Annotated in this window: 25 protein-coding genes; 4 read left to right on the top strand and 21 right to left on the bottom strand. The window is 72.5% G+C overall.

The genetic code is table 11. The features are described 5' to 3' along the window. The first annotated feature begins 72 nt into the window (after positions 1–72). Positions 73–1,266, top strand: coding sequence for an AI-2E family transporter (locus EKO23_RS05005; protein ID WP_134714710.1), 1,194 nt, complete (start codon positions 73–75; stop codon positions 1,264–1,266). A gap of 48 nt (positions 1,267–1,314) precedes the next feature. Here the strand turns inward: EKO23_RS05005 and EKO23_RS05000 are convergent, their stop codons facing one another. Then, a complete protein-coding gene (locus EKO23_RS05000) occupies positions 1,315–2,004 on the bottom strand; it encodes a winged helix-turn-helix transcriptional regulator (RefSeq protein WP_217702474.1) in 690 nt (229 codons plus the stop codon). Positions 2,005–2,114: 110 nt separating this feature from the next. On the opposite strand from EKO23_RS05000, the gene EKO23_RS04995 reads away from it, so the two are divergent. Next, positions 2,115–3,056 (top strand): alpha/beta fold hydrolase, encoded by a 942-nt coding sequence (locus tag EKO23_RS04995; RefSeq protein WP_134714708.1) that lies wholly within the window; start codon positions 2,115–2,117, stop codon positions 3,054–3,056. 18 nt (positions 3,057–3,074) lie between these two features. Here EKO23_RS04995 and EKO23_RS04990 read toward each other — a convergent pair whose 3' ends face one another. Then, positions 3,075–5,573: a GcvT family protein gene (locus EKO23_RS04990; RefSeq protein ID WP_134714706.1), complete on the bottom strand. Its 2,499-nt coding sequence runs from the start codon at positions 5,571–5,573 to the stop codon at positions 3,075–3,077. 59 nt (positions 5,574–5,632) lie between these two features. On the opposite strand from EKO23_RS04990, the gene EKO23_RS04985 reads away from it, so the two are divergent. Together EKO23_RS04985 and EKO23_RS26410 are read left to right on the top strand one after the other, a co-directional pair. After that, entirely contained in the window at positions 5,633–5,953 is a 321-nt protein-coding gene (locus EKO23_RS04985; protein WP_217702473.1) for a hypothetical protein, read from the top strand. Next, positions 5,938–6,069, top strand: coding sequence for a hypothetical protein (locus EKO23_RS26410; RefSeq protein WP_281280863.1), 132 nt, complete (start codon positions 5,938–5,940; stop codon positions 6,067–6,069). Before EKO23_RS04985 ends, EKO23_RS26410 begins: the two co-directional genes overlap by 16 nt. A 121-nt stretch (positions 6,070–6,190) precedes the next feature. On the opposite strand, the gene EKO23_RS04975 is transcribed toward EKO23_RS26410, so the two are convergent. The 19 genes from EKO23_RS04975 to EKO23_RS04885 all read right to left on the bottom strand — a co-directional run bounded on the left by EKO23_RS04975 (position 6,191) and on the right by EKO23_RS04885 (position 26,412). Beyond that, positions 6,191–7,678, bottom strand: a complete 1,488-nt coding sequence (locus EKO23_RS04975; protein WP_134714704.1) for an aldehyde dehydrogenase family protein — start codon at positions 7,676–7,678, stop codon at positions 6,191–6,193. Beyond that, entirely contained in the window at positions 7,675–8,346 is a 672-nt protein-coding gene (locus tag EKO23_RS04970; RefSeq protein ID WP_134714702.1) for an HD domain-containing protein, read from the bottom strand. Before EKO23_RS04970 ends, EKO23_RS04975 begins: the two co-directional genes overlap by 4 nt. Positions 8,347–8,359: 13 nt before the next feature. Next, a complete protein-coding gene (locus tag EKO23_RS04965; protein WP_134714700.1) occupies positions 8,360–9,625 on the bottom strand; it encodes an NAD(P)/FAD-dependent oxidoreductase in 1,266 nt (421 codons plus the stop codon). Between the two features lie 6 nt (positions 9,626–9,631). Then, complete coding sequence (locus tag EKO23_RS04960; protein ID WP_134714698.1) at positions 9,632–9,952, bottom strand: 2Fe-2S iron-sulfur cluster-binding protein; 321 nt, start codon at positions 9,950–9,952, stop codon at positions 9,632–9,634. A 20-nt stretch (positions 9,953–9,972) separates the two neighbouring features. Beyond that, complete coding sequence (locus tag EKO23_RS04955) at positions 9,973–10,749, bottom strand: SDR family NAD(P)-dependent oxidoreductase (RefSeq protein WP_134714695.1); 777 nt, start codon at positions 10,747–10,749, stop codon at positions 9,973–9,975. A 7-nt stretch (positions 10,750–10,756) separates the two neighbouring features. Beyond that, the gene (locus EKO23_RS04950) at positions 10,757–12,577 is read right to left on the bottom strand and encodes a PEP-utilizing enzyme (RefSeq protein WP_134714693.1); all 1,821 of its coding nucleotides are present in this window, start codon (positions 12,575–12,577) and stop codon (positions 10,757–10,759) included. 49 nt (positions 12,578–12,626) lie between these two features. Continuing rightward, on the bottom strand, positions 12,627–13,700 hold the full coding sequence (locus tag EKO23_RS04945; RefSeq protein ID WP_134714691.1) for a PEP/pyruvate-binding domain-containing protein: 1,074 nt from the start codon (positions 13,698–13,700) through the stop codon (positions 12,627–12,629). Continuing rightward, positions 13,697–15,019: a cytochrome P450 gene (locus EKO23_RS04940; protein ID WP_134714689.1), complete on the bottom strand. Its 1,323-nt coding sequence runs from the start codon at positions 15,017–15,019 to the stop codon at positions 13,697–13,699. The genes EKO23_RS04945 and EKO23_RS04940 overlap by 4 nt, the downstream gene beginning before the upstream one ends. Positions 15,020–15,130: 111 nt before the next feature. After that, on the bottom strand, positions 15,131–15,916 hold the full coding sequence (locus EKO23_RS04935) for an IclR family transcriptional regulator (RefSeq protein ID WP_134714687.1): 786 nt from the start codon (positions 15,914–15,916) through the stop codon (positions 15,131–15,133). A 97-nt stretch (positions 15,917–16,013) separates the two neighbouring features. After that, positions 16,014–16,703 (bottom strand): HD domain-containing protein, encoded by a 690-nt coding sequence (locus EKO23_RS04930; RefSeq protein ID WP_134714685.1) that lies wholly within the window; start codon positions 16,701–16,703, stop codon positions 16,014–16,016. Between the two features lie 2 nt (positions 16,704–16,705). Continuing rightward, complete coding sequence (locus EKO23_RS04925) at positions 16,706–17,923, bottom strand: 4-hydroxybenzoate 3-monooxygenase (RefSeq protein ID WP_134714684.1); 1,218 nt, start codon at positions 17,921–17,923, stop codon at positions 16,706–16,708. A gap of 185 nt (positions 17,924–18,108) precedes the next feature. Further along, complete coding sequence (locus EKO23_RS04920) at positions 18,109–19,506, bottom strand: aspartate ammonia-lyase (RefSeq protein ID WP_134714682.1); 1,398 nt, start codon at positions 19,504–19,506, stop codon at positions 18,109–18,111. Beyond that, the gene (locus EKO23_RS04915) at positions 19,503–20,636 is read right to left on the bottom strand and encodes a M20 family metallopeptidase (protein WP_134714680.1); all 1,134 of its coding nucleotides are present in this window, start codon (positions 20,634–20,636) and stop codon (positions 19,503–19,505) included. Before EKO23_RS04915 ends, EKO23_RS04920 begins: the two co-directional genes overlap by 4 nt. Beyond that, a complete protein-coding gene (locus tag EKO23_RS04910; RefSeq protein ID WP_134714678.1) occupies positions 20,633–21,304 on the bottom strand; it encodes a DUF1028 domain-containing protein in 672 nt (223 codons plus the stop codon). The genes EKO23_RS04915 and EKO23_RS04910 overlap by 4 nt, the downstream gene beginning before the upstream one ends. Next, a complete protein-coding gene (locus tag EKO23_RS04905; RefSeq protein ID WP_217702472.1) occupies positions 21,301–21,744 on the bottom strand; it encodes a RidA family protein in 444 nt (147 codons plus the stop codon). Before EKO23_RS04905 ends, EKO23_RS04910 begins: the two co-directional genes overlap by 4 nt. Continuing rightward, positions 21,741–23,066 carry a flavin-containing monooxygenase gene (locus EKO23_RS04900; RefSeq protein ID WP_134714676.1) on the bottom strand — a complete coding sequence of 442 codons (1,326 nt, stop codon included), beginning with the start codon at positions 23,064–23,066 and terminating at the stop codon, positions 21,741–21,743. The genes EKO23_RS04905 and EKO23_RS04900 overlap by 4 nt, the downstream gene beginning before the upstream one ends. A gap of 127 nt (positions 23,067–23,193) precedes the next feature. Continuing rightward, entirely contained in the window at positions 23,194–24,684 is a 1,491-nt protein-coding gene (locus tag EKO23_RS04895) for an aldehyde dehydrogenase family protein (protein ID WP_134714674.1), read from the bottom strand. A gap of 145 nt (positions 24,685–24,829) precedes the next feature. After that, positions 24,830–25,750 carry a LysR family transcriptional regulator gene (locus tag EKO23_RS04890; protein ID WP_134714672.1) on the bottom strand — a complete coding sequence of 307 codons (921 nt, stop codon included), beginning with the start codon at positions 25,748–25,750 and terminating at the stop codon, positions 24,830–24,832. Positions 25,751–25,755: 5 nt separating this feature from the next. After that, the gene (locus EKO23_RS04885) at positions 25,756–26,412 is read right to left on the bottom strand and encodes a TetR/AcrR family transcriptional regulator (RefSeq protein ID WP_217702471.1); all 657 of its coding nucleotides are present in this window, start codon (positions 26,410–26,412) and stop codon (positions 25,756–25,758) included. Positions 26,413–26,429: the final 17 nt, after the last annotated feature.

Genomic DNA, 26,429 nt, shown 5'->3' with positions numbered 1-26,429 from the left:
GTCATCGGGCGCACGGGGCCTCACCGGGAACAGGTGACCCGCGCGGCGCGCGTGGTGCCCTACCTTGGCGGCATGGCGTCGCAGCAGGCCGAGGCGGCCGCACCGAGGGACGAGCCGGACCCGGGTCCGGACGGCGTCCCGGACGGTGTGGCCGTACGCACGATGCCGCGGATCGTGGTCGTGATGCTGGGGGTCGTCGGGTTCATCGTCCTCGTGGCCGGTCTCAAGGGCGCGGCCGGGATCGTGGCCCCCTCCCTGCTCGCGCTGGTGCTGACGATCGCGGTGCTCCCGGTGGAGGCCTGGGCGCGCCGTCACCACTGGCCGCAGTGGCTGGCCACCCTGTTCGCGCTGGTGATGGCGTACCTGATCCTGGTGGTGCTGCTGGTCGGGACGATCGTCTGCCTGATCAAGCTGGTGGACCTGCTGCCGCAGTACACCAAGGACGCCCAGAACCTCACCGACGACGTGCAGGGCTGGCTGTCCAAGCTCGGGCTCGACACCAGCAAGACCAGTGACCTCCTCTCGAAGGTCGACCCCGGCAAGGTCGCCGACTTCCTCGGCGGCCTGCTCTCGGCGGTCCTCGGCACCGTCGGCGGCCTGTTCCTCCTGGTCACGCTGATCTTCTTCTTCGTGGCCGCTGTCCCGGGGTTCCGGCCCCGCATCGCCTGGCTCGAGCGGTCGAAGCCGCAGCTCGCGTGGTCGCTCACCAAGTTCATCGACGGGACCCAGCGCTACCTCGTCATGACCGCCCTGTTCGGGGCCATCGTCGGGATCCTCGACTCCGGCGCCCTGTGGCTGATCGGGGTGCCGCTGCCCCTGGTCTGGGGCTTCTTCTCGTTCCTCACGAACTTCATCCCCAACATCGGCTTCGTCATCGGCATCATCCCGCCGGCGCTGCTCGCCCTGCTCGACTCGGGCTGGGAGGGCATGGTGCTGGTGATCGTCGCCTACAGCGTCCTCAACGTGACCATCCAGACGTTCATCCAGCCGCGGTTCGTCGGCAACAGCGTCGGCCTGAGCGCGGAGCTGACCTACCTGTCGCTGGTCGTCTGGGCGTTCGTGCTCGGCCCGCTCGGCGCCCTGCTCGCCGTACCGATGACCCTGCTGCTCCGCGCCTTCTTCGTCGACGCCGACCCCCGCGCGGCCTGGACGAAGCCCCTGCTCGATGCGCAGGTCGACGGTCCGGAGCCCGAACCGGAGCCCGAGCCGAACGATGGGGACGTCGACGCCACGGCCGTGGCAGACCCACAATCGCCCCGACCATGAGTGGGCACGTCCCCGAGGACCAGAGCGGGGTTCGCGAGGATCACCGGCTCACGTCGACGCCGGCTGCTTCGACGTGGGACCGAACCACTCGACCAACCGGGTGAGCAGGCCGGGGTCGCCTGCGGCGACGACCGAGCCGTCGTCGAGCACGTCCCGCCAGCCGCACCTGCCGCGGGCCAGCGCCAGGAGCGCGGGCATCGAGCACTCCAGGTAGACGTAGCGGTCCGCGTCGAGGAGCGGGTCCGTGAGACATCCGTACGGCTCGACGCCGCGCTGCAGCACGAGCCAGTACCTCCGGTCCTGCCGGTGGTGCAGCCGGATCTCGAGAACGACAGGCCGCCTGGGCGCCCGGTCGGCGTCCGCGCGCTGAGCCAGCCAGCCGAGCACCACGTCCGGGTCGCGTTCCAGCATGTCGGGATCGTCCGGGAGCCAGCTGTCCGCCCAGGCGCGCAGGGAGCCCAACGTCTCCATCAGGCCCTGACCGACGGACGTCAGGCGGTACGCCGGGTGCGGGTCGTGGCCGTCGACGCGGGACACCAGGCCCAGGGTCTCCAGGCGGCGCAGCCGGTCGACGAGCACCGAGCGGGAGATCCTGCCGGGAAGGCTTGCGGCCAGGTCGTTGAACCCCTGGGGGCCGACCATCCCCAGCTCGCGCACGATGAGCAGGCTCCACCGGTCACCGAGGTGCTCGATGGCCTTGGTGAACGAGCAGTATCCGACGAACTCGCCCGAGCCCACGGCACCAGTGTCGCACCGTCGACGGGCCCTGCAGAGGTTCGAAGTTCGAACTGGCGTCGTCGCGAGCACGGGGAGATCGTGGCAGGACAGGAGCCCCACCCGAGGTCACGATGACTGTCCAGCACGACGAACCCGCACCGTCGGTGCACCCGCCCCGGGTGCACCGCAGGTACGAACGAATGCTGCGGGCCGCCGGTGTCCAGGGCCGGTTCATCCGGAGACCGTCCGGCCGCGTGCACGTGATCGAGGCGGGCGACGGCCCACCCGTCGTCCACCTGCACGGCAACAACACGTCGTCGCTGTCGCACCTGATGCTGCTCGACCACATGACGTCGGTGCGCTCCTGCCTCGTCGACCGACCGGGATTCGGGCTGAGCGATCCTGAGCAGTTCCCCCGCGACGGCTTCCGGCAGTGCGCGGTCCGGTTCGTCGACGACGTGCTCGACCTGCTCCATCTCGAGCGATCCGTGCTGGTCGGCGCATCGGGGGGCGGGACCTGGGCCGTGTGGTACGCGCTGGACCGCCCCCACAGAGTGGCCGGCCTGGTCATGCTCGGTTCGGTCCCCCTTCTCCCCGGGGCTCGGATTCCCGTGGGGATCCGCATCATGGCGACACCGCTGCTGGGACCGGCCCTCAGCCGTACCGTGAGGCCGGGCCGGAGGATGCTGACGACTCTCATGTCCGCGATGGGTGAGGGAGAGAACATCCTGCGGCATCCCGACCTGCTGGACTCGCTGGTGGACGCGGCGCACGACCCCGTCGCGACGGCGGCGAACGTCGCCGAGTTCCGGGCCCTGCTCTCCCCGCTCGGTACCCGAGCTGCGGCCCGTATCCGGCCGGAGCACCTGCAGCGCCTGGGCGTCCCCACGCTGATGATCTGGGGTGACCGTGACCCGGTGGTGTCCGTGACGGACGCGAGAGTCACCGTGGACCTGATCCCGGACGCCCGCCTCGAGGTCCTGTCCGCGGGACACGTGCCGCAGCTCGGCCATCCCTCGCGGGTCGGTGAGCTGCTCGCGGAGTTCGCGGGAAGGGTGGCGCCGCGTGGATGATCCCCGCGAGCGCGCCCGTCAGACCTTGATCCGTGCGGACGCCGGGTCGTACATCGGGCGCAGCGACACCTCGACCGGGTGCCGCACGCCGGCGACGTCGACCTCCCAGGCGCCGGCCCTGATCCACTCCGGGGTCACCGGCTCCCCACCGCCCGAGACCATGGCCAGGCCGACCGCCCCACCCAGCGTCCAGCCGTACGACGCCGCCCGGACGTAGCCGACCGCCTCGCCGTCGCGGTGGACGACCTCGGCGTGGTAGAGCAGCGGCTCGGGGTCGAGGACCCGGACCTGCACGATCCGCTGGCCCATCCCGCCGGCGCCCGCGTTCGCCTCCTTGCGGGCCAGCACCGCGTCCCGGCCGACGAACCCGCCCGGCTTGTCCAGCGCCAGCGCGAAGCCAAGCCCGGCCTCGAGCGGGCAGTCGGTGTTGTCGATGTCGTGGCCGAAGTCGCGGTAGCCCTTCTCCATGCGCAGCGAGGCCAGCGCCTTGAGCCCTACCGGCCGCAGCCCGTACGGCGCCCCGGCCGCCAGCAGCGCGTCGTACACGCGCAGCGTCTCGGCAGCGGGGACGTAGAGCTCGTAGCCGAGCTCGCCGAGGTAGGTGATCCGCACGCACAGCAGCTCCACACCGGCGAGCTCGATCCGGCGCGCGGTGCGGAACGGGAACGCCTCCGTGGAGAGGTCGGCGTCGGTCAGCTCGGCGAGCACCTCGCGCGACCGGGGACCCTGGACGTTGAGCTGGCCGTGGTCGGCGGTGACGTCGGTGACCGTGCAGTCGGCGTCCCCGCCGTGGCGTGCCAGCCAGGCCAAGGTGTGCCCGTGCGCGGTGTCGGAGGCGACCACGAAGAAGTCGCCCTCCCCCAGCTTGGTGACGGTCAGGTCGCCCTCGATCCGGCCGTCGTCGTCCAGCCACTGGGTGTAGGTGATGGTCTCGGGCGGCCCTTCCACGGCTCCCGCCGAGACCCGGTCGAGCAGCGCGCCGGCGTCCGGGCCCTGCACCCGCAGCTTCGCCATGAAGCTCATGTCCATCAGCCCGACGCCCTCGCGGACCGCCCGGTGCTCGGCCTCCCACTGGGTGAACCAGGGCGCCCGGCCCCACGTCGGCTCGGCGGTCGGCGTGGTGCTCGGGCCGGCGAACCAGTCCGCGCCCTCCCAGCCGGAGACCTCGCGCAGGTAGCCGCCCTGCTCGACCAGCCGGTCGTGGACCGGGGACAGCAGCGTGTTGCGGGCGGTGCGCAGCTGCTTGCCGGGCGTGTGCGCGGCGTACACCGTGCCGAGGATCTCCGTGGTGCGCGCGGCCCGGTAGCCGTCGTCGGCCTGCCACGGGCGGAACCGGTCGACGTTGAACCCGGTGACGTCGACGTCCGGCCGGCCGGTGGTGATCCAGTGCGCCAGCACCCGGCCCAGGCCGCCGGCGGAGAGCACGCCGACCGAGTTCATGCCGGCGGCGACGAAGTAGCTGCGGATCCCCGGCGCCTCGCCGACCGCCGGCGCCAGGTCGGGGGTGAAGGACTCCGGGCCGCAGAAGAACGTGCGGACGCCGACCTCGAGGGTGACCGGGACCCGGGCCATCGCCTTCTCCAGGAACGGGCTCATCCGGTCCCAGTCGGGCGGGATCTTGCCGAAGGAGAAGTCGCGCGGGACGCCCTCGACCTGCCACGGCGCGGCCTGCGGCTCGAAGAGGCCGACCATCATCCCGCCGCCCTCCTCACGGTAGTAGCCGTACGACGCGGGGTCCTCGAAGACCGGCGCGTCCGGGTCGAGCCCGTCGATGGTGTCGGTGATCAGGTAGTAGTGCTCGGCGGCCTGGTTCGGGATCACCAGCCCGTTCCGCGCGCCGAGCTCGCGAGCCCACATGCCGGCGCAGTTGACGACGTACTCCGCCTCGATCACCTGGGGCTCGACGTCCTCGCCGTCCGTCGCCCGGACGCCGGTGACGCGACCGCGGTCGGTGAGCACGTCCTCGACGGTGACCCCCTCGACGATCCGCACGCCGAGCCGTCGCGCGCCCTTGGCCAGGGCGGTGGTGAGGTCGACCGGGTTGACCCGGCCGTCACCGGGGACGTGGAAGCCGGCCAGCAGGTCATCGGTCCGCGCCCACGGGAACAGGTCGGCCATCTCCGTCGGGGAGATCTCCTCGACCTCGAGCCCGAGGTGCCGCTGGAACGCCGCGACCCGGCGGTACTCCTCGAGCCGCGCCTCGTCGGCGGCCGCCTCGATCAGGCCGACCGGCTTGAACCCGGTGGCCTGGCCGGTCTCCTCCTCGAGCCGCGCGTAGAGGTCGCGCGAGTACAGCCGGATCGCGGTCGAGGTCTCCGACGTCGACCCGAAGCAGGTCATCAGCCCGGCGGCGTGCCAGGTGGTGCCGGAGGTGAGCCGGTCTCGCTCGAGCAGGACCACGTCGGTCCAGCCTGCGTGGGCGAGGTGATAGGCCACCGAGCAGCCGATCACCCCACCCCCGATCACGACGACGCGGGCACGGTCGGGGAGCCGGCTTCCGGCAGGCGCAGTGGTCACCGGCCCAATCTAGGGGGCGTCGACGACCCGTTCCCGCAGCCACGAGGGACCATGGAGCCATGCCGTCCACACAGTTCACCGTCCACACCACGCTGTCGCCGGCCGCGGTCATGGAGCTGTTCACCGACTTCGGACCCGAGCGAGCCAGCCGCTGGCCGAACATCGACGAGTCCCACTTCACCGTGCACGAACAAGGCCCGGACTGGGCCGAGGTCACCGAGGGCAACCGGATGGGCTGGGAGCGGGAACGCTACGCATGGGACGCCGCTGCCGGGACGGTCACGATCGACACCCTCGACTCGAACCTGTGGGCGCACGGCAGTGGGTGGCGCTACCAGCTGACCCCGTCGGAGAGGGCACTGACGTGCAGGTCACGTTGACCCGGGTGCCCAAGTCCCTGCTCGGCCGGCTGCTCGGCGTACTGATCCCCGTCGTCGGGTCCCGCGCTCTGGGGAAGCAGTTCGGCTCGGTGCTGCGCCGGGCAGAAGGTCGTTGACGTCGTCTGCCGCGTTGCAGAAGCCCAGCACCGCGCAGGCTCTGCTGTCCCACGGCCGTCGCGATCTGCCCGGGCGAGGCCCCGATGATCGCCGCCGGCATGTGGTGGAAGGAGTTCCAGCTCAGCCGACCGGTCGGTGGATCGACTTGTAGGTGACGTACTGCGAGAGTCCCTCGACGCCGTACTCCACGCCCAGGCCGGAGTCGTGCCGGCCGCCGAACGGCGCGTTGTGGTTGGAGGAGAAGAAGTTCACCCCGACCGAGCCGGTGTCCATGCGCTCGGCGACCGCCTGACCGGCGACCGGGTCGGAGGAGAAGACGACGCCGCCGAGCCCGAACGACGTGTCGTTGGCGAGGGCGACGGCGTCGTCGAGGTCGTCGTAGCGGAGCACGCTCACGACCGGCCCGAAGACCTCCTCCCGGGCGATGCGCATGTCCGGGGTGACGTCGGCGAAGACGGTCGGCTCGATGAACCAGCCCCGCCCGGTGTTCGCCGGTCGCCCACCGGTGGTGGCCCGGGCACCCTCGTCGTGGGCCGAGGCGAGGTAGCCGCGCACCACGTCGTACTGCGCCTGCGAGGCCATCGGCCCGAACACGGTGGCCTCGTCGAAGGGGTCGCCCTGGGGTGCGGCCGCGACCGTGCGGGTCACCATGTCGACCACCTCGTCGTAGCGCGCGGAGGGGGCCAGGATGCGGGTGGCGATGTAGCAGGTCTGCCCGGTGTTGCGCAGGCTGGTGCGGAGCAGCGCGGCGGAGACCTGCCCGAGGTCGGCGTCGTCGAGCACGATCGCCGACGACTTGCCGCCCAGCTCGAGGGTCACGGGGCGGAGCAGCTCACCGCACGCGGCCGCGATCCGGCGACCGACCGGGGTCGACCCGGTGAACGCGACCTTCGCGGTCAGCGGGTGCCGGACGAGCCGGTCGCCGACCTCGCCGCCGCCGGTGACCAGGTTGACCACGCCCGCCGGTACGCCGGCCGCGGCGCAGGCCTCGACCACGAACCTGATCGAGAGGGACGTGCCGGGGGCCGGCTTCATCACCACCGTGCAGCCCGCGAGCAGGGCGGGTGCCAGCTTGACCACCATGAGGTTGATCGGGAAGTTCCAGGGCGCGATCAGCACGCACGGTCCGACCGGGTCCTTGCGTACGACGGTCTCCGCACCGCCGGCGGGGAACGGCCGGACGTCCTCGTCCTCGAGCCACGGCGCCAGCCCGGCGACGTGCCGCAGGATGCCGGCCGCGTTGGCGGCGGCACCGCGGGTCTCGCCGATCGGCGAGCCGTTCTCGAGCGTGTTGGTCACCGCCATGTCCGCGGCCCGGGCCTCCACCTCGTCCGCGATCCGCAGCAGCAGGGCGGCCCGCTCCGACGGGGCGGTCCCGGCCCAGGGACCGGTCCGGAACGCCCGGTCCGCCGCGGCCAGCGCGGCGTCGACGTCGTCGGCCGCGCAGTCGGGGACCGAGCCCCACTCCTCGCCGGTGGCCGGGTCGACCAGGGGCAGCCGCTCGGTCGCGGCGGAGCGGGTCCACGCACCGTCGACGAAGCAGTCGTCGACGTGGGACCAGCGCGGCGCCGTCCGCCTGGTCGACGGGGGCGCGTCGGTGGCGCTCAACGGATCACCGCCGTCCGCAGCAGGGCGCGGGAGCGGTTGAGCTCGGCGGTGGCCATCGCGATCGCCGGCGCAGTGAGCAGCTCGGGGATGATCTCCGCCTCGAGCCGGTCGGTGTAGGTCGCCGGGTCCATCCGGAACCAGCCGGAGGCCAGCGCGATCCCGGCGTGGTCGAACCGCCACAGCCGGTCGGCGTCGCGGACCAGCGCGTCCTCGAGCGACCAGGCCTCGTCGCGGGTGTCGTGGCCGTCGATGATGGCGCACACCTGCTCCACGAAGCCCGCGTCGTAGCCCAGCGGCGGCAGCACCTCGCGGGCGACGAGGCACCCCTGCCGTTCGTGCTCGAAACGGATCGCGGCCTTCCGCCAGTCGCCGGAGAAGCCCTCGGTGAGGATGCGGTCCTCGTCGACCCTGCCCCACCCGATGTCGTGCAGCTGGATGGCCACGCGCACCAGCAGCCGGTCGGCTTCGGGGAAGGCGTCGCAGAGGCGCTCGGCGTAGGCCAGCGAGATCGGCAGGTGGATGTCGTTGCCGCGGGTCCGGGTCTCGGGGACGACCGCCTTCCAGATCGGGTCGAGGTCGTCCCCGAGCGCCGGGGTCAGCGAGATCGGCGAGGTGTCGGCGGGGCGCGACCCGGGGACGGGGCGGGTGGCGGGCAGGGCGGTGGGCACGGTGCTTGCCTCCTCAGTCGGCGACCAGGGCGGCCGGCTCGACGGTGACGGACTTGAGCTGGACGGACGGATCGGCGGCGGCGTCGTACGGGATCGACAGGCCCTTCGAGAGCGCGGCGCGGACCGCCATGAAGTCCAGGGGGTGGTTGACGCAGTCGGCGGCGAGTATCCGGTCGCCGCGGTAGTAGAGGACCGAGAACTTGCCGCGCTCGGGGTCGGCGCGCACGAGGGTGCGGTCGTGGCCGGACGAGAGCCCGGCGATCTGCAGCTTGAGCGCGCCCTGGTTGGACCAGAACCACGGGATGCCGGCGTACTCCTCGCGGCGTCCGGTGATCGCGTAGGCCGCGACCTTGGCCTGCTCGACGGCGTTGTTGACGCTCTCGAACCGCACCCGGTCGCCGTCGGGCGCACCGGGGACGGGGTTCGGCAGGTTGGCGCAGTCCCCGACCGCCACGGTGACCCCGTCGGAGGCGAGCGCGGACTCGTCCACGCGGACCCCGTTGTCGCAGACCAGCCCGACCGACTCGGCGAGCTCGGTGTTGGGGAGGACGCCGACCCCGACCAGCACCAGGTCGGCGGGAACCACGCGGCCGTCGGCGAGCTCGACGCCCCCGACCCGGTCACCCCGGGCGACGATGCGGCGGACCTCGGCGTCGAGGACCACGTCGATCCCGGCCGCGCGGTGGTGGTCGAGGAGGTACGCCGAGGTCTGCTCGCCCACCGCGCGCGGGACCAGCCGGGGAGCGGCCTCGAGCAGGGTGACGGAGCGGCCCATCTTGGTCAGCGAGGCGGCCGCCTCGAGGCCGATGAACCCGCCGCCGATCACGACAACGTCGCGCACGTCGGGCACCCGGGCCTTGAGCTCCAGGGCGTCGTCGGCGTTGCGCAGGTAGAGCACGCCGGGGAGGTCGACGCCGTCGAGGAGCAGTCGTCGGGGACGGGCACCGACGGCCAGCGCCAGCCGGTCGAACGCGAACTCCCTCCCGGACATGGAGTGCGCGACGCCGGAGCCGTCGTCCCGCTTGTCGATCCGGATGATCCGCTCGTTCTTGAGGACGTCGATGCGGTGCTCGAGCCAGTACTCCTGGGTGCGGAACATCAGCGACTCGTTGGTGATCTCGCCCTGCAGCCACTCCTTCGACAGCGCCGGGCGCTGGTAGGGCCGGTGGTTCTCGTCGCCGAGCAGGGTGATCGGGTCGGCGTACCCCAGGGCCCGCAGGGAGGTCGCCAGGGAGACCCCCGCCTGCGAGGAGCCGATGATGAGCAGTCCGTCAGCCATGGCCGGTCACACCTGCGTGCTGGGCGTGGTCACGTGGAGGTCGCAGCCGTCGGTCACCTTGAGCTGGCACGACAGCCGGGAGTTGTCCCGCCGGTCCTCGGCGGCGCCCCACAGCATCTCGTCCTCCATCTCCTCCATCGCCGGGAGGTTGCCGAGGTCGGCGTCGTCCACGAACACGTGGCAGGTGGCGCAGGACAGCGAGCCGCCGCACTCGGCGACGATCCCGGGGACGCCGTTGCGGACCGCGGTCTCCATCACGGAGTCGCCGACGGTGGCCGGCACGGTCCGGGACGCTCCGGTGTGGTCGGTGTAGGTGACCTGGGACATGGGGTTCCTCCTGGTGGTGGTCAGATGAACTGCCGGCCGCCGTCGACGACCAGCGTCTGACCGGTGACGAAGCTGCTGTCGGGCCCGGCGAGGTAGAGCGCGGCACCGACGATGTCCTCGGGCTGGCTGGACCGGCGCAGCGAGCCCCGGTCGACGCCGTACGACTCGGCGTCCTCCAGCAGCCCGCGGCTGGCCTCGGTGAGGGTGAAGCCCGGGGCGATGGCGTTGACCGTGATGCCGCGCCGGCCGAGCTCCTTGGCCATCACCCGGGTCAGCGCGATGACGCCGCCCTTGGAGGCCACGTAGTGCGCCCAGTGCTCCGAGCCGGAGAAGACGGTGGCCGAGGAGAGGTTGACGACCCGGCCGCCCTCGGGGAGGTGGGGGCTGGCGGCCCGGGTCATCAACCAGGGGCCCTTGAGGTTGACCGCCATCACCAGGTCCCACTCCCGCGGGTCGATCTCCTCCAGCGGGGACCGGGTGACGGTGCCGTAGACGGCCGCGTTGTTCACGAGCACGTCGATCGCACCGCCGCCGAACTCGGCGACCTGGCCGGCGACCTCGTCGGTCGAGGCCGGGTCGGTGACGTCGACGCGGCCGTGCCACGCCTCGGCCCCGGTGTCCTTGACCAGGCGCGCGGTGTCCTCGGCACCGTCGGCGTCGAGGTCGGCGACCGCGACCCGGTAGCCGCGTCCCGCGAAGCCGAGGGCGAACGCCCGGCCCAGGCCGCCCGCCGCGCCCGTCACGAGGACGGTACGGGCGGGCGCCGGGTCCCGGGCACCGTCGTGGGAGAGCGTCATGGCGGGCTCAGCCCTCCAGGATCTCGACCCGGCCGGCGTTGCCGTCGACGCGGATCCGCTGGCCGGTCAGGATGGTGGTCGACGCGGAGCCGGTGCCGGTGACCGCGGGCAGGCCGTACTCGCGGCAGACGATGGCCGCGTGGCTCATCATCCCCCCGATGTCGGTGACGGTGGCCTTGATCTTGCCGAAGATCGGGCCCCACGACGGCGCAGTGATCGTGGCGACGAGGATCTCGCCCTCCTCGACCTCCCCGAGCTGGTCGGCGGAGGTGATGACGCGGGCGACCCCCTCCACCACGCCGGGTGAGGCGGCCATGCCGGTGATGGCGTCGTCGTCGCCGGCCTCGTCACCGGCCAGCCACTGCTGCACCTGCTCGGTGGTGATCCCGTAGAGCATCATCGTGAACGGCTCGGTGATCTGGGCCGGTGGCGTGTTCAGCGCCGGCTGCGGGCGCCGCGTCGCCAGGGCGTCGATGATGCCGCGGCGACGCTCGATCTCGGCCGGCCAGTAGTGCGGCCCGGTCGCCTCGGCCCCGACCGCCCACCCGGTGACCAGGTCGAAGATCGCGTCCCGGACCTCGTTGCGGTTGAGGTAGAGCATGTCCGCGGGGTCCGCCCAGAAGCCGGCGTCGACGAACACCCGGGCCAGGTCACGCACCTTGCGCCAGAAGACGCCCATGGTCCAGTGCTCGATGTAGAAGTTGTGGTTCTCGACGTACGGGTAGGCCGTGGCGGCGAGCCCACGCTTGGCGTCGAAGTGCTGCCGTGCCTCACCCTGGAGCAGGTCGCGGTACTCCCCGACGATCCGCTCCTTCTCGGCGGTGAGCTCCTCGACGGGACGCATGATGTCCTGGCCCTCGTCGACCCGGCGAATGTAGTCCTTGATGTAGCCGAGCGGGATCTCCTGGTGCTCGAGCCAGTACTTGTCGTGGCCGTAGAAGCCGTTGCCGACGGTGAAGTTGAACCACGGGTCCTGCGCCGCGTCGTACGCCGCCAGCCACTCCTCGCCCCCGGCGTCCCGCACCGCCCCCAGCGTCCCCTCGACGTCGTCGGGGTTCGCGAACGCGGACTGCAGCCCCAGCTCGACCGCCTTCACCGCGAGCTGCTTGAGCTCGTCGTCGGGCCGGAACAGCTCCATGTCCACGCCCTGCACCATCTTGGCGATCGCCTGGTCGGGGATGCCGGGGAAGGCCTCCTTGCAGAAGCCGAAGAAGTCGAGGTAGGCGAGGTAGCCCAGGTTGAGGAACTCGAAGTGGTACTGCCAGTTGCGGTAGAGCAGCGCGATCAGGCGGTCGTAGTTCTCCATCAGGGTCTGGGAGCCGTCCATCGCCTTGCCCGAGACGATGTCGTCGAAGGGGACGACGTCGGGCAGCGGCTCGAAGTCGAGCTCCTCCATCTCGTCGATGGTGGCGCGGACCTTGGAGTGCCAGGCCTCCAGCAGGCTGTCCCAGTTCTGGAAGTAGTGGCCCGCGCGGCGCTCGAACTCCGGCACCCGGGCCGGGATCTCCTCCTCCGGCACCGGCACCGGGCTCATGTAGAGGTAGCCGAGGTGGATCTTGAACTCGATGCCGTTGGCCGGCGGGATCAGCAGGTGACGGGTGTTGTACTGGCCCAGGCACTTGACCGCGAACTCACCGCCGATGGTCTCGAACGGCTTGAACACCGTGGGCCAGTGCTGGCTGTCGCAGAACCAGAACTTCTCGTCGCCGCCCGGGGCGTTGTCGAAGACGAGGTTGTAGGGGTAGAGCTGCTCCCACCCCTCCGCACCCGCCGGCACCTCGATCTCCGAGGGCTTCGGGAAGGACTTCATGGTCTGTTCGATGGTCATGCGCATTCCTTTGCGGTGATGGCTGCGGGTGATGGCTGCGGGACTCGGGTCAGCAGCTGGTGAGCGAGGCGGTGAGACCGGACAACGAGAAGCCGGACGTGCCCGAGGTCGTGGTGGGAGCGGAGGGGGACGTCGGCTCGGCGGAGTGGACGGTCTCCGGTCGGGACTGCAGGAGGAGCAGGTTGTCGCCGTCGGGCAGGTCGGCGTCGAGGGCCCACTCGACGTCCTGCGGGCACCCGTAGTGCTTCTCGGCCCGCTTGGCCATGGTCGCGACCGCGTGCAGCTCCTCGTCGGAGAGGCAGCGCACCTCGCGACGCGCCTGCTCGACCTCGCGCTCCACCAGCGCACCGCTCTGCGCGTCGGGCACCAGCTCGGCGTGCTTGTCGCCCAGGTGCTCGCGGACCACCGTGAGCATCACCTTGTCGAGCAGGAGGTTGTCGGGCGTCACCTGGCCCGACACCACCATCTCGCCGACGCCCCACGACGCGTCCACGACGATCTTGGAGCGGTCGCCGTTGGAGGGGTCGAGGGTCATCGCCACGCCCGAGGTGCGGGCGTTGACCATCTTCTGCACGGCCACCGCCATCGACAGGTCCTCGTCGGGGATGCCGTTGCGCAGCCGGTAGGTGATGGCGCGGCTGGTGTACAGCGAGGCCCAGCAGCGCCGTACGTGGTGGCTCACCGAGGGGTAGCCGGTGAGCCAGAGGTAGGTGTCCTGCTGGCCTGCGAAGCTGGCGTCGGGAAGGTCCTCGGCGGTGGCGGACGAGCGGACCGCGACCGGCACCTCGTCGGCGAAGCGCGCCATCAGCTCTGCGTACGCCGAGCGCAGGACGCCGTGCATGTCGTCGGGCACCTCGCGCGACTCGATCGCGTCCCGGATCTGCGCCGAGACCCGGTCGACGCTCGCGACGTCGTCGGGGTCGATCTCGGCGAGCCGGGCGTGGATCTCGGCGCGCAGCCCGCTCCCGTCGACGAAGTGGTCGAAGGCTGCCGTGGTGACCGCGAACCCGGGCGGCACCGGCATCCCCGCGGAGGTCATCGACACCAGGGAGGCGCACTTGCCCCCGAGCAGCTCCAGGGTGGGCTCGTGCCCGCTGTCGAAGAAGACGATGTAGTCGTTCACTGGGAGACCTCCGCTGTCTCGGACGGGGTCAGCTCGGACGGGGTCGGAGCGGACGGGGCCGGCTCGGACCAGGTGACGGGCACCGCAAGGGGGGCGCGGAAGGAGAGGTTGTCGCCGAAGTGGATCTCGGCGTCGTCGACGAGGCGGACGCCGGGCGCGAGCCGCACGACCTCCTCGAGGGCGATCTTCGCCTGGAGCTTGGCGAGCATGTTGCCCAGGCAGTAGTGGATCCCGTACCCGAACGAGAGGTGCTCGCGGGCGTTGCCACGGCCGATGTCGAAGGACTCGCCGTCCTCGAAACGGGACTCGTCGCGGTTGGCGGAGCCCATCAGGAGGAGGATGTCGGCGCCCGCGGGGATCTCGACGCCGCCGATCCGGGCGTCCCGCAGCGCCCGCCGTCGCCACCCGACGATCGAGGGGCTGTAGCGCAGCACCTCGTCGACCGCGGCGGGGATCCGGCTGGGGTCCTCGACGACCCGCTGCCACTGCTCGGGGTGGGACAGCAGGACCCGCAGCGCGTTGGAGATCAGGGTCGTCGTGGTCTCGTGCCCCGCGAAGAGCATCGAGTAGCAGAGCGAGGCGATCTCGTGGTCGCTGATCGGGTCGCCCTCGGCCTGCATCCGGACCATGTCGCCGACCAGGCTGTCGGGCTGGGTCTCGTGGGCCTCGTCGACCAGGCGGCGGCACTCGGCCCAGTAGTCGACCAGGTTGCGGGCGTGCGGCACCTGCTCGTCGTCGGTGAGGTCGCCCCAGGTCATGGCCGCGCGCGAGTCCGACCACGTCTTGAAGGTGTCGATCTTGCTCACGTCCGCGCCGATCAGCGTGAGGATCGTGATCGTCGGGACGTCGTACGCGAGGTCGCGGAGGAGGTCGCCGCGCCGCTCCGGCCGGGCCAGCATCTCCTCGAGCAGGCGCACGACGTTGGCCCGGATCTGCGGCTCGAGCACCTTGAACCGGCGCGGCGTGAACGCCTTGGCGGCCACCTTGCGGATCCGGGTGTGCTCGGGGGGCACCCGGGCGGAGAGGCCGGAGTAGGCGGTGAAGCCACCCTCCTCCATGATCTGCCTCGCCTGGGGTCCGCGCTCGCGCACCGGCGCCTGCGCGTTCTCGGAGGAGAAGGTCTCCCAGTCCTCGAAGACGGCCTTGATGTCGTCGTACCGGCTCACGACCCAGTAGCCGATCCGCTCGTCGTACATGACGGGCTCCTCGGCGCGGAGCTCCGCGTACGACGGGAAGGGGTCGTCCTGCACGAACGGCTGGTAGCCGTGGTGCACCGGGCAGCCCGGGGCCGTCCCGGCCGGGGTCTGGGTCGACGTCATCCCGCCTCCTACACGTTGGTGTGCCGTCGCTCGACGACGTCCCCATCGTGACCCCGACCACACCGCCAGTCCATGCGCGACTTCCGGTGGACGGAAGTGGGCCGCTCCGGTCTAGGAGCTGCGACGCCCGGACCGGCGCGGGACCCGGACCAGGCTCGGTTGCGGGCGCGCGGCGGCCGTCTCGATGCGGTGCGCCACGCCGCGCAGGGTCGGGAAGTGGCGGGTCATGGTGACGCCCTGGGTCGACAGCATCACCAGCCCGATCGCCGCCGGGTACGGGTCGAGCCGGACCGGCACCGCGATCGAGCACGAGCCCTCCCGCACCTCCTCCTGCGTGGTGGCGTAGCCCTCGTCGCGCACCTTGCGGAGCTCGGCCGCCAGCCGCCCCGGGTTGACGTGCGTGTGCCTGGTCGCGGCCTCCAGGCGGTGGGCGAGGTACGCCTCGCGCACCCACTCCTCCTCGAAGGCCAGCAGCACCTTCCCCACGGCCGTGGCGTGCAGCGGCAGCCGGCCACCCACCCGGGAGGCGCGGGGCACCCGGGTCGAGCCGTAGATCCGGTCGATGTAGAGCGCCTCGTCACCGTCGCGGATCGCGATGTGCGCGGTCTCGTTCGTGAGCGAGAACAGGTCCTGCAGGTGCGGGCGGGCGGTGTCGCGCAGGTGGCGACCGGCGTTCTGGGCCACCTCCCACAGGCGCAGGCCCACCGTGTACCGGCCCTGCTCGTCGCGCTCGAGCGCGCCCCACTCGACCAGCTCGCCGACCAGCCGGTGCGCGGTGGGCAGCGGCAGGTCGGCGTGCGCGGCGAGGTCGCTGAGCGACAGCGCGTTCGGTCCCTGCTCGAAGGCGCCGAGGAGGGCGAGCGCCTTGGAGGTCACGGTGCGACCGTCACCGCGCACGGCTCCTCCTCACGTTGCCCCGCGGACTGCCGGGAAGGACATCGTCGCGCGACACCCGCGGCCCGTCGAGGGCGGTGCCGGGCGAGCCGCGGGTGCCTCACCCCAGGGCGACCCGCTCCGGGGTGCTGTCGACGGACGCGACCGCGGCCAGGGCACGGGCCATGGTGCGGGCGGCGTCGGTGACCAGGTGGTCGTGCACCCGGCTGCCGATCAGCGCGTGCGCCTGCTCCCGGGTGAGGCCGAACCAGTCCATGACCGTGTCGACGCCGTGCGGGGTGAGCCGCCACAGCTTGTCGGCGTCCTTGACCAGCGCGTCGTCGAGGGAGAGTGCCTCGCGACGGGTGTCGTGCCCGTCGACGATGTCGACGACCCGGGCGACGTACGCCGGGTCGCGGCCGAGACGGCTGAGGACGCCGGCCGCGATCGCCGCCCCCTCTTTCTCGTGCCGGACGACCAGGTCGTGCCGACCGCCCCCGGGCCGGATCGCCTCGAGCACCTCGCCCTCGGGGACCCGGGACCAGCCGGTGTCGTGGAGGATGATCGCCGGCAGCACGACGTCGCGATCGGCCTCCGGGTGCAGGTCGCACAACGCCGCCGCGAGGCCGTAGGAGTAGGCGGTGTGGACGTCGTTGCTGCGGACGTGCAGGTGCTCGACCGCGAGCTCCCACACGGCGCGGTCCTCCGGCCGGAAGCCGGCGGTCCCGGGGACCGTCCCGGGACCGGGGAGGTGGTCCGTGACGTCGGCACCCAGGTGGTTGGCGGTCGGAGCCTGTCGGGGCAGGGACATGGTCAGCGCCCTCCCGGCCAGCCGGTGTAGGCCTCGGCGAGGTACGTCGACCCCGCGGTCGAGGCGACCAGACCGGACAGCTCGCCCTCCTGGCGTCGTACGTCGAAGGGGCTGGCGTCGGGCAGCGTGTGCAGCATCGTGGTCATCCAGTACGAGAAGTGCTGGGCCTTCCAGACCCGGCCGAGCGCACGCTCGCTGTACGTCGCCAGCCGGGCGGGGTCGTCGGCGTCCACCGCACGCTCGAGCTCCTCGGCGAGCACCCGGACGTCGGCCAGCGCCAGGTTGAGTCCCTTGGCCCCGGTCGGCGGCACCGTGTGCGCTGCGTCCCCGGCGAGGACGAGCCGGCCGTGGTGCATCGGTTCCTGGACGAAGCTGCGGAACGGCAGCACCGTCCGCGAGATGATCGGCCCCTCCTTGAGCACGTGGCCGTTGGCGCTGAGCCGGCCCTGGAGCTCGTCCCAGATCCGGTCGTCGGACCAGGCGTCGGCGACCTCGTCCGGGTCGCACTGGAAGTACATCCGCTGCAGCGACTCGGTCCGCTGGCTGATCAGCGCGAAGCCGCGCGCCGAGTGGTTGTAGATCAGCTCCGGGGCGCTCGGCGGGGCCTCGGCCAGGATCCCGAACCAGGCGAACGGGTACTCGCGGAAGTACTGCCGCCGCGCGGCCTCCGGCACCTGGCGTCGGCACAGGCTCCGCGAGCCGTCCGCACCGACGAGGAAGTCGGCTCGCACCTCGTGGTCCGCCCCGTCGGCATCGGTGAAGCGCACGGCCGGCGTCGTCGCGAGGCCGTCGACCGCGACGTCGCGGACCCCGAACCGTACGTCTCCGCCGTCGCGGGCCCGGGCATCGGCGAGGTCGACGAACACGTCGGTCTGCGGGTAGAGCTGGGTCGAGGCGCCGACCAGGCCCCGGAAGTCGATCCGGTGGCTGGCGCCGCCGAAGGCGAGCTCGATGCCGTCGTGGCGGTAGCCGTCGCGGTGCACCCGGTCGGAGACGCCGGTGTCCACGAGCAGATCCACCGAGTCCTGCTCCAGGATCCCGGCCCGATGGGTCTCCTCGATCTCCCGGCGGGTGCGCAGGTCGATGGCGACGGAGTCGATCCCCGCCCGGGCCAGCAGGTGGGAGAGCATGAGCCCGGCCGGGCCGGCGCCGACCACGGCGACCTGGGTGCGGGTCTGGCTGCGGCTCCGGGTGCCGCTCGGCGTGCGCGGGGAGGACATGCCCGGCATTGTCGGTCGCGACCCGCGGCCGCGACCATGCTCCGCTTCCGTTCAGCGGAAGCCCGTGGTGAGTCGGCACATCTTGTGCCGGGTCACCACCCCGAAACCACGCCGAGCCGGCACATCCTGTGCCGGGTCACCACCCCGAACCGGTGCCGAGCCGGCACAAGATGTGCCGGGTCGGCTCAGGCCGTGGGACCGCCGGCGAGGGCCTCGGGCCGGAGCAGCTCGTCGAGCTCGGCCGCGTCGAGCACGCCGGTCGCCAGCACCAGGTCGCGGACCTCGCCGCGGCCGGCCAGTGCGGCCTTCGCGATCTCGGCGGCGGTGCCGTAGCCGAGGTACGGCGTCAGGGCGGTCACCACCCCGACGCTGCGAGAGGCGGTCGCGGTGAGGTGGTCCACGTCCACGTCGATGCCGTCCACGCAGAGCAGACGGAGGGTGTCGAAGGCGCGGGTCATCCAGCCGGTCCCCTGCAGCAACCCGTGGCACATGATCGGCTCGAACGCGTTGAGCTGGAGCTGTCCGGCCTCGGCGGCCATGGTCACGGTGACGTCGTTGCCGACCACCCAGAACGCGACCTGGTTGACCATCTCGGGGATGACCGGGTTCACCTTGCCCGGCATGATGCTCGACCCGGCCTGCCGGGCCGGCAGCAGCAGCTCGCGGAAGCCGGCCTGCGGGCCGGAGGCCAGCAGGCGCAGGTCGTTGCAGATCTTGGAGACCTTCACCGCGGTGCGCTTGAGGACCCCCGAGACGTGCACGAAGACGCCGGTGTCGGAGGTCGCCTCGACCAGGTTGGCGGCGGTCTCAAGCGGCAGGCCGGTGACCTCGCGGAGGTGGCGGCACACGACCGCGGCGTACCGGGGGTCGGCGGTGATGCCGGTGCCGATCGCGGTGGCACCGAGGTTGATCTCCCGGAGCAGCGAGCGGGCCTCGGCGATCCGGGGCAGCTCCTCGCGCACGGTCGTCGCCCAGGCGCCGAGCTCCTGGCCGACCGTCATCGGGACGGCGTCCTGGAGCTGGGTGCGCCCGACCTTGGGCACGCCCCGGAACTCCGCGGCCCTGGTGGCGAAGGCGTCGGCGAGCCGGGCCACCGAGGCCGCGAGGCCGTCGAGGGACTGCATCAGGGCGATCTTGACCGCGGTCGGGTACACGTCGTTGGTGCTCTGGCTGCGGTTGACGTGGTCGAGCGGGTGCACCCGGGCGTGGTCGCCGGCGGGCAGGCCGAGCAGCTCGAGGGCCCGGTTGGCGACCACCTCGTTGGCGTTCATGTTGGTCGAGGTGCCCGCCCCTCCCTGGACGACGTCGACCACGAACTGGTCGTCGAGCAGCCCGTCCCGGACGTCCTGCGCGGCCCGGTCGATCGCCGCGGCGACCGGCTCGTCGATCAGCCCCAGCTCGCGGTTGGCCCGCGCCGCGGCCTGCTTGACGGCACCGAGGGCCGCGACGAGGTCGCGGTGCACCGAGATCGGGGTGCCGCTGACCGGGAAGTTCTCGAGGGCTCGCGCGGTGTGGACGCCCCAGTAGGCATCGGCCGGGATCTCCACGCCACCGAGGAAGTCGTGGTCGACCCGCCCGGTCATCGGACGGCTCCGCTCGCGACGTCGAGCGCGGTCCAGGCGAGAGCGGTGGCCGCGACGGTCAGCGCCCGCTCGGCGTCCGGGCCCACGCAGTGGGCGGCGAACTCGGCCTGGTGGTTGAGGGCGGGCAGCGAGCCGATCCCGACGTACGGGTGGATCGCCGGCACCACCTGGGACACGTTGCCCATGTCGGTGGAGGCGCGGTTCATCCGGGCGGCGTCCGACCCGGTCGCGAAGGTGCGACCGAGCTCCTCCGCGTTCTGCCGGTACGCCGCGAGGGCGGCCTCGTCGGCCCGGAACTCGGCGTACGGCTTGCTCTCGGGCACGATCTCGAGCTCGCAACCGGTGGCCAGGGCGCCGGCCTCGAAGCAGCGGCGTACCCGCGGCTCGACCTCGGCGAGCTCGGCGAGCGTCTCGGCACGGACGTACCACCGGCCCTCGGTGCGCTCGGGGATCGCGTTCGGCGCCTCCCCGCCGTTCGTCAGCAAGCCGTGCACGCGCACCGACGACGGGAGCTGCTGGCGCAGCAGGCCGATCGCGACCTGGGCGACGGTGAACGCGTCGGCGGCGTTGACGCCGTGCTCGGGGTACGCCGCCGCGTGGGCGGCCTTGCCGCGGTAGCCGACGTGCGAGTGCGAGACCGCGAACGGCCGCGCCTCGGCGACGTCGACCGGTGCCGGGTGCGCCATCATCGCCAGGTCGAGACCGTGGAAGGCGCCGCGGTCGAGCAGCTCGATCTTGCCGCCACCGCCCTCCTCGGCCGGCGTCCCGTAGACCTCGACGGTCAGGCCAGCCTCGTCGGCCAGCGGCGCCAGCGCCCGGGCAGCCCCGGCAGTGATCGCCGCGATCAGGTTGTGCCCGCACGCGTGGCCGAGGCCCGGCAGGGCGTCGTACTCGGCGCACAGGCCGAGCCGGAACGGCCCCGACCCGATCGTGGCCCGGAACGCGGTCTCGAGGCCGAGGTAGCCCGGCTCCACCACGAACCCGGCGTCGGCCAGCACGTCCGCGACCCACCGGGCGGAGTCGTGCTCCTCCCAGGCGGTCTCGGGGTGGGCGTGCAGCCGCTCGGACAGCCCGACCAGGGTGTCCCGGTCGGCGGCCACGCGGCTCGCGGCGTGCTCCTTCAGGGTCATCGCTCGTCCCCCGGGACGCCGTACGACGGGGCCGCGGCCGGGTCGATCGCCCGGGTCACGTAGTCGTCACGCTGCGGCAGCCAGACGTCGAGGAGCCGCCGGAGCTCGGCGATCGGCTCGTCGTGCCAGTCCACGCGCAGGTCGGTCTCGCGCCAGGGCACGCTGCGCACCACGGCGAGGCCCGCGGAGTGCAGCGGGCCGGCCTCCCCGCCGGCGGCGAGGCCGGCCGCCATGGCCGTGACCAGGCGCTCCTCGAGCTCCCCGGACGACGCCTCGAACGCCTCCACGACCGCGTCGACGACGTGGGTGCCGGCGAGCATGTTGCCGGCCACGACGACGTCGGTCCCGACCCGGTGGTGGTGCACGCCGAGCGACCGTGCGCCGGAGTACGCCGCGGCCTTGCCGTGGAGGTCCAGCACGGTCAGCTGTCGGTGCTCGACCAGGTCGCGACCCTCGACGACCCCGTCGAGCGCGGCCTGCGGGTCCGCGCCCCGCTCCAGCCCGTCGAGCAGGGCGGTGCCCAGGCGCGGGTCGGTGACGTTCTGCGATGCGGCGCCGCCCACCCCCGGGCGGAGGTGGACGCACCGGGCGGCCACGGCCGGGCTCGACGACGAGACCGCCACCCCGACGGCACCGCGCCCGTCGGTGGCCAGCACGGAGAAGGTCATGCCTGCTCCCCCTCCGGGATCACCGCGATGGCGTCGACCTCGACCAGCCACTCGGGACGGGCCAGCGCCGACACGACCAGGCCGGTCGAGATCGGGTGGACGCTCCGGGTCCAGCGGCCGATCGTCCGGTAGACGGTCTCCCGGTAGCGCGGGTCGACGAGGTAGATCGTCAGCTTGACCAGGTGCTCCATCCGGCTGCCGGCCTCCTTGAGCAGCAGGTCGATGTTGGCCATCGCCCGCTCGGTCTGCTGCTCGACGTCCCCGATCCCCACGGACTCGCTGGTGTCGAGGTCCTGGCCGATCTGGCCGCGGACGTAGACCGTGCTCCCGGCGACCACGGCCTGGCACAGGTCGTTGTCGAGGTTCTGCTCCGGGTAGGTGTCGCGGGTGTTGAACGGGCGGATCCGGAGGTGTCCCCCGGCCACGATGGGTGCGTTCACTGGGCTGCCTCCAGCCGGTAGTCGGTCGGGTCGGTCGGGTCGGTCGGGTCGGTGGTCGGGTGGCTCGGGGCGTGGCCGGCCTCGTAGGCCAGGTAGCCGCGCTGCGTGGTGATGTGGTCGGCGAGGTGCCGGGCGTCGTGCCAGACGCCCCAGATGAAGCTGGACCCGCGTCGCGAGAGCCACGGCAGGCCGAGGAAGTAGATGCCCGGCTCCGACGACACTCCCCGCCGGTGCTGCGGCTTGCCCTCCTCGTCGAACGCGTCGACCTGGAGCCAGCCGTAGTCGGTGGCGAAACCGGTGGCCCAGACGATCGAGGTGACGTCGGCCCGAGCGAGGTCGAGCTCGAGGACCGGGTCGGTGACGCAGTCGGGATCGGGCCCGAGGATCCGGGCCTCCGGCTCCTCCGGGAGGTCGAGGCCGTTGCGCTCGACGTACGCGTCGGCCGCGTCGAGCAGCGCCAGGTAGCTCGCGTCGCCGCGCGCGATGTTCGCAGCGAGGTCCGGCGCGAACCGCAGCGTGCCGCCGTCGAAGGAGGCGGTGCGGCCCACCAGCCGCACACCGTGGGCGGCCAGCGCCCGGAAGTCGACCGTGTGGCCGCCGCGCGCGCCGCTGACCGCGATCGTGACGTGCTCGGCACCCTGCGGCGGGGTCTCCGCGTCCCACAGGCCCAGGACCCCCAGCCACCAGCAGAAGTCGCGGTCCCGATAGCTGCGCGGCGGCCGGTCGTGCGGGCCGACGGAGAGGTACACCTGTCGGCCCGACCGCCGGAGCTCGTCGGCGATCTGGACGCCCGAGGACCCGGCCCCGACCACGAGGACAGCGCCGTCGGGCAGCTGCTGCGGGTTGCGGTAGCCGCTGGAGTGGATCTGCACCGGCACCGCGCCGCCCGGGACGATCGGCGGGATCACGGGCCGCTGGAACGGTCCGGTCGCCGCGACCACGGCACCGGCCTCGACGGTCCCGTCCGTCGTCTCCACGCGGAAGCCGGGCCTTCCGACGTTCCTCCGCACCGAGGTCACCTCGACACCGCACCGGATCGGCGCGCCGATCTTCTCGGCGTACGCGACGAAGTAGTCGGCGACCTGCTCCTTGGAGGCGAAGCCGTCCGGGTCGACGTCGAAGAGCTCCAGGCCCGGGAAGCGGTCGTGCCAGGCCGGTCCGTTCGCGACCAGGGAGTCCCACCGCTCCGAGCGCCAGCGCTCGGCGATCCGGTGCCGCTCCAGGACGAGGTGCGGCACGCCGCGGTCGCCCAGGTGCTCGCTCATCGCCAGGCCGGCCTGGCCTCCACCGACGACGAGTACGTCGATCTCGTGGCTCGACATCCCAATCTCCTCCTCCGCGGCAGTCCGGTCCTGACTGCGCCGTGCACCTGAATCGTCACGGTCGACGAAACCCTTGTCCAACAGATGTTGTTGTTCTTCTGCATCTGAATTGCCGATGCCCACGACGTCAGCCACCGAGGTTCACCCACGTCGTCCTGTGGCCGGTGAACTTGTCCAGCGCGTGCAGCGACAGGTCGCGGCCGAAGCCGCTCTGCCCGAAGCCCCCGAACGGCACGGTCACGTCCAGCGCGTCCACGGCGTTGACCGAGACCGTCCCCGCCCGCAGCCGGGAGGCCACCCGGTGCGCCCGGGTGAGCCGGTCGGTCCACACCGACGCGGCGAGCCCGTAGACGCTGTCGTTGGCGAGGCCGACCGCCTCGTCCTCGTCGTCGAAGGCGGTCACCGCGAGCACCGGGCCGAAGACCTCCTCGCGCCAGATCCGGGCCTGTGGCGTGACGTCGTCGAAGACGGTCGGCTCCACGAACGCGCGCGTCGGCGCTCCGTCGACGCGCCGCCCGCCCGTGGCGAGCGTGGCCTCCGACCGGCCCGCCTCGACCAGCTCCATCACCCGGTCGGCGTGGCGCAGCCCGACCAGCGGGCCCATGCGCACGTCGGCGTCGAGCGGGTCGCCCTGACGGATCTCACCCGCCAGCGCGACGATCCGCTCGAGCAGCGCGTCCTTGACCTCGCGCTGCACCAGCAGTCGGGAGTTGGCCGAGCAGACCTGGCCCGCGTTGGTGAAGATGCCCGCGACGGCGCCGGCCGCTGCGGCGTCGAGGTCGGCGACGTCGGCGAAGACCAGGTTGGCGCTCTTGCCGCCGCACTCCAGCCAGACCTGCTTCATGTTGGACCGGCCGGCGTACTCGAGGAAGAGCTTGCCGACGGCGGTGGAGCCGGTGAACGCCAGGACGTCGACGTCCGGGTGCTCCCCCAGGGCCCGGCCGGCGACCGGGCCGTCGCCGGGGACCACGTTGAGCACGCCGTCGGGCAGCCCCGCCTCGCTGGCGAGCTCGGCCAGCCGCAGCGCCGACAGGGGCGTCTCCTCGGCCGGCTTCAGCACGACGCTGTTGCCGGCGGCCAGGGCGGGCGCGAGCTTCCAGACCGCCATCTCCAGGGGGTAGTTCCACGGCACGACCGCTCCGACGACGCCCAGCGGCTCCCGGGTGACGATCGCCAGGGCGCCGCTCCCGGTCGGCGCGACCTCGCCGTAGACCTTGTCGATCGCCTCGGCATACCAGCGGATGATCGCGGCGGAGCCCGGTACGTCGATCGCCGTCGTGTCGGCGATCAGCTTGCCGCCGTCGAGGCTGTCCAGCAGGGCGAGCTCGTCGGCGTTCTCCTCGACCAGCTCGGCGAGCCGCAGCAGCACCGCCTTGCGGTGTGTGGGCGGGGCGCCGCTCCAGCGCCGGTCCGCGAAGGCGGCCCGGGCCGCGGCGACGGCCCGGTCGACGTCGGCGGCGGTGCCCTCTGCGACCTCGGCCAGGACGGCGCCGGTGGCGGGGTCGATGGTCGCCCGGCGCTCCTCGCCCTGGGCAGGCACCGGCTTGCCGTCCACGAACGGCTCGGTCCGCGGTCGGATGGTGGTGGCGAGCTCCCGCCACTCGGCTGCTGTGCGCACGGTCGTCTCCTCGTCGTCCGTCGTGCTCGGTGCTGCCGAGGATGGACGGGCGCGGGCTTCCGGAAAAGCGCAGGTTTCCGGATCAGGTCATCGGTTCTGCAGATGGTCGGTCGGCATCGTTCCGCGCCGGACGGGGCGGCGCCGGTCAGCGGCCTGCCCTGGCCTCACGCGCCGCCCGGCCGGAGCTCCGGATGAACGCCTGGGCACGACGGGTGAGCCGGACGCCGGACATCGACGCGAGGACGACGGCGAGCGGTTCGACCGGGTCCGTGATCTCGAGCGTCACGACCTCGGCGCCGTCGTACGTCACCGGGCTCGCCGGGCGCTGGTTGAGCACCGACCAGCCGTGACCCCGCGCCACCAGCGCGCGCACGGTCTCGAAGCCCGCGGTCCGGTGCCGCACCAGCGGCCGGATGCCGACCGAGGCCACCAGCCGCTCGAGGTAGTCGCTGCTGTGGGGCAGCTCGAGGAGCACCATCGGGTCGTCGGCCAGCTCGGCAAGCGCCACCCGCTTCCGCCGGGCGAGCCGGTGCCCCTTGCCCACCAGCACGTAGGGGGCGGCGTCCCCGACCCGGACGTGGTCGATGTCGTCGTCGAGGTCGTAGCCGTACATCAGGGCCAGCTCGCACCGGCCGTCGCGCAGCGCCTGCTTGAGCGCGGCGTGCTCGGCCTCGATCACCGAGACCCGGATGTCCGGGTGGTCGCGTTCGCAGGCGCTGAGCATCCGCGGCAGCTCGAACGGCCCCAGCGTCGAGAAGCACCCGATCGTCAGCTCACCGACCAGCGCCTCGCCCGCGCTGCGGGCGGTCTCAGCGAGCTCGCTGGTGTGCACGAGGTAGCTGCGGAGCTCGTGGAGGAACTCCTGGCCGGCCGCGGTGAGGGTCAGCCCCCGGGCGTGGTGACGGAGCAGCAGCTGGACGCCGAGCTCCTTCTCGAGCTGGGCCACGGCCGTCGACACGGCCGACTGGGACACGTTGAGCTGCCGGGCGGCGGCGGTCATGCTGCCGAGCTCCGCGGCGGCCGCGAAGTAGCGGAGCTGGACGAGCGTGAAGCCCGCGTCGGACATGCCGGTCATCCTTGCGCATCCCGGGGGGTGGTGCGTGCGCTCGACGCGAGCTCGTCGCCGGAACCGAGGTCGGCGCCCGTCGCCTGCGCCAGGTAGGACAGCAGCAGCACCCGCGCCCGGCGCGGGTCGACACGCGTGTTGCGGGCCACGATGTGCAGGCCGTAGGCGTCCTCGAGCGCCACGGCGTTGGTGGCCACGTCGAGCGCGGGCGCGGCGAGCACCAGCTCCCCGGCCGCCTCGCCCTGCTGGAGCACCATCACGTAGAGCGACACCTCGCGGTCGAACAGCGACGTCATCAGCGCGGCATGGGTGCGGTCGCGGGCGGCGTGCAGGTGGAGCTCGTAGAGCATGAGGCAGAGCTCGTCGTCCGGCCCCGACGGCAGCCCGCCGCCGGCCAGCGCACGCAGCCGGCCGGGGCTGTCGGGGACCCCTTCGACCTGGCGCATGCGCGACCAGTAGAACCGGTCCACCGAGTGCTCGTGCACGTCGACGAGCAGGTCGCCGAGGTCCGGGTAGTAGTAGCTCACCAGCCCGGCGGAGATCCCGGCCTGGGCCGCGACGTCCTTCACCCGCAGCCCGCGCACGCCGCGCTCGACGATCGCGCGACCGGCTGCCGCCACCAGCTCCTGCCGCCGGGCGGCCTGCTCCTTGGGTCGGGCCATGAGCGACATTATTGATG

Source organism: Nocardioides guangzhouensis (genome assembly GCF_004519545.1).
GTDB lineage: Bacteria > Actinomycetota > Actinomycetes > Propionibacteriales > Nocardioidaceae > Nocardioides > Nocardioides guangzhouensis.
This window is presented reverse-complemented; position numbering and strand designations above follow the sequence as displayed.

What these genes read in the sequence shown, in the direction of transcription:
- EKO23_RS04900 (WP_134714676.1), bottom strand. Translation starts at nt 23,066, where the DNA reads ATGTCGAGCCACGAGATCGACGTACTCGTCGTCGGTGGAGGCCAGGCC.
- EKO23_RS04955 (WP_134714695.1), bottom strand. Translation starts at nt 10,749, where the DNA reads ATGACGCTCTCCCACGACGGTGCCCGGGACCCGGCGCCCGCCCGTACC.
- EKO23_RS04940 (WP_134714689.1), bottom strand. Translation starts at nt 15,019, where the DNA reads ATGACGTCGACCCAGACCCCGGCCGGGACGGCCCCGGGCTGCCCGGTG.
- EKO23_RS04965 (WP_134714700.1), bottom strand. Translation starts at nt 9,625, where the DNA reads ATGGCTGACGGACTGCTCATCATCGGCTCCTCGCAGGCGGGGGTCTCC.
- EKO23_RS04960 (WP_134714698.1), bottom strand. Translation starts at nt 9,952, where the DNA reads ATGTCCCAGGTCACCTACACCGACCACACCGGAGCGTCCCGGACCGTG.
- EKO23_RS04910 (WP_134714678.1), bottom strand. Translation starts at nt 21,304, where the DNA reads ATGACCTTCTCCGTGCTGGCCACCGACGGGCGCGGTGCCGTCGGGGTG.
- EKO23_RS04885 (WP_217702471.1), bottom strand. Translation starts at nt 26,412, where the DNA reads ATGGCCCGACCCAAGGAGCAGGCCGCCCGGCGGCAGGAGCTGGTGGCG.
- EKO23_RS04920 (WP_134714682.1), bottom strand. Translation starts at nt 19,506, where the DNA reads ATGACCGGGCGGGTCGACCACGACTTCCTCGGTGGCGTGGAGATCCCG.
- EKO23_RS04985 (WP_217702473.1), top strand. Translation starts at nt 5,633, where the DNA reads ATGCCGTCCACACAGTTCACCGTCCACACCACGCTGTCGCCGGCCGCG.
- EKO23_RS05005 (WP_134714710.1), top strand. Translation starts at nt 73, where the DNA reads ATGGCGTCGCAGCAGGCCGAGGCGGCCGCACCGAGGGACGAGCCGGAC.
- EKO23_RS04915 (WP_134714680.1), bottom strand. Translation starts at nt 20,636, where the DNA reads ATGACCCTGAAGGAGCACGCCGCGAGCCGCGTGGCCGCCGACCGGGAC.
- EKO23_RS04890 (WP_134714672.1), bottom strand. Translation starts at nt 25,750, where the DNA reads ATGTCCGACGCGGGCTTCACGCTCGTCCAGCTCCGCTACTTCGCGGCC.
- EKO23_RS04930 (WP_134714685.1), bottom strand. Translation starts at nt 16,703, where the DNA reads ATGTCCCTGCCCCGACAGGCTCCGACCGCCAACCACCTGGGTGCCGAC.
- EKO23_RS04925 (WP_134714684.1), bottom strand. Translation starts at nt 17,923, where the DNA reads ATGTCCTCCCCGCGCACGCCGAGCGGCACCCGGAGCCGCAGCCAGACC.
- EKO23_RS04995 (WP_134714708.1), top strand. Translation starts at nt 2,115, where the DNA reads ATGACTGTCCAGCACGACGAACCCGCACCGTCGGTGCACCCGCCCCGG.
- EKO23_RS04950 (WP_134714693.1), bottom strand. Translation starts at nt 12,577, where the DNA reads ATGACCATCGAACAGACCATGAAGTCCTTCCCGAAGCCCTCGGAGATC.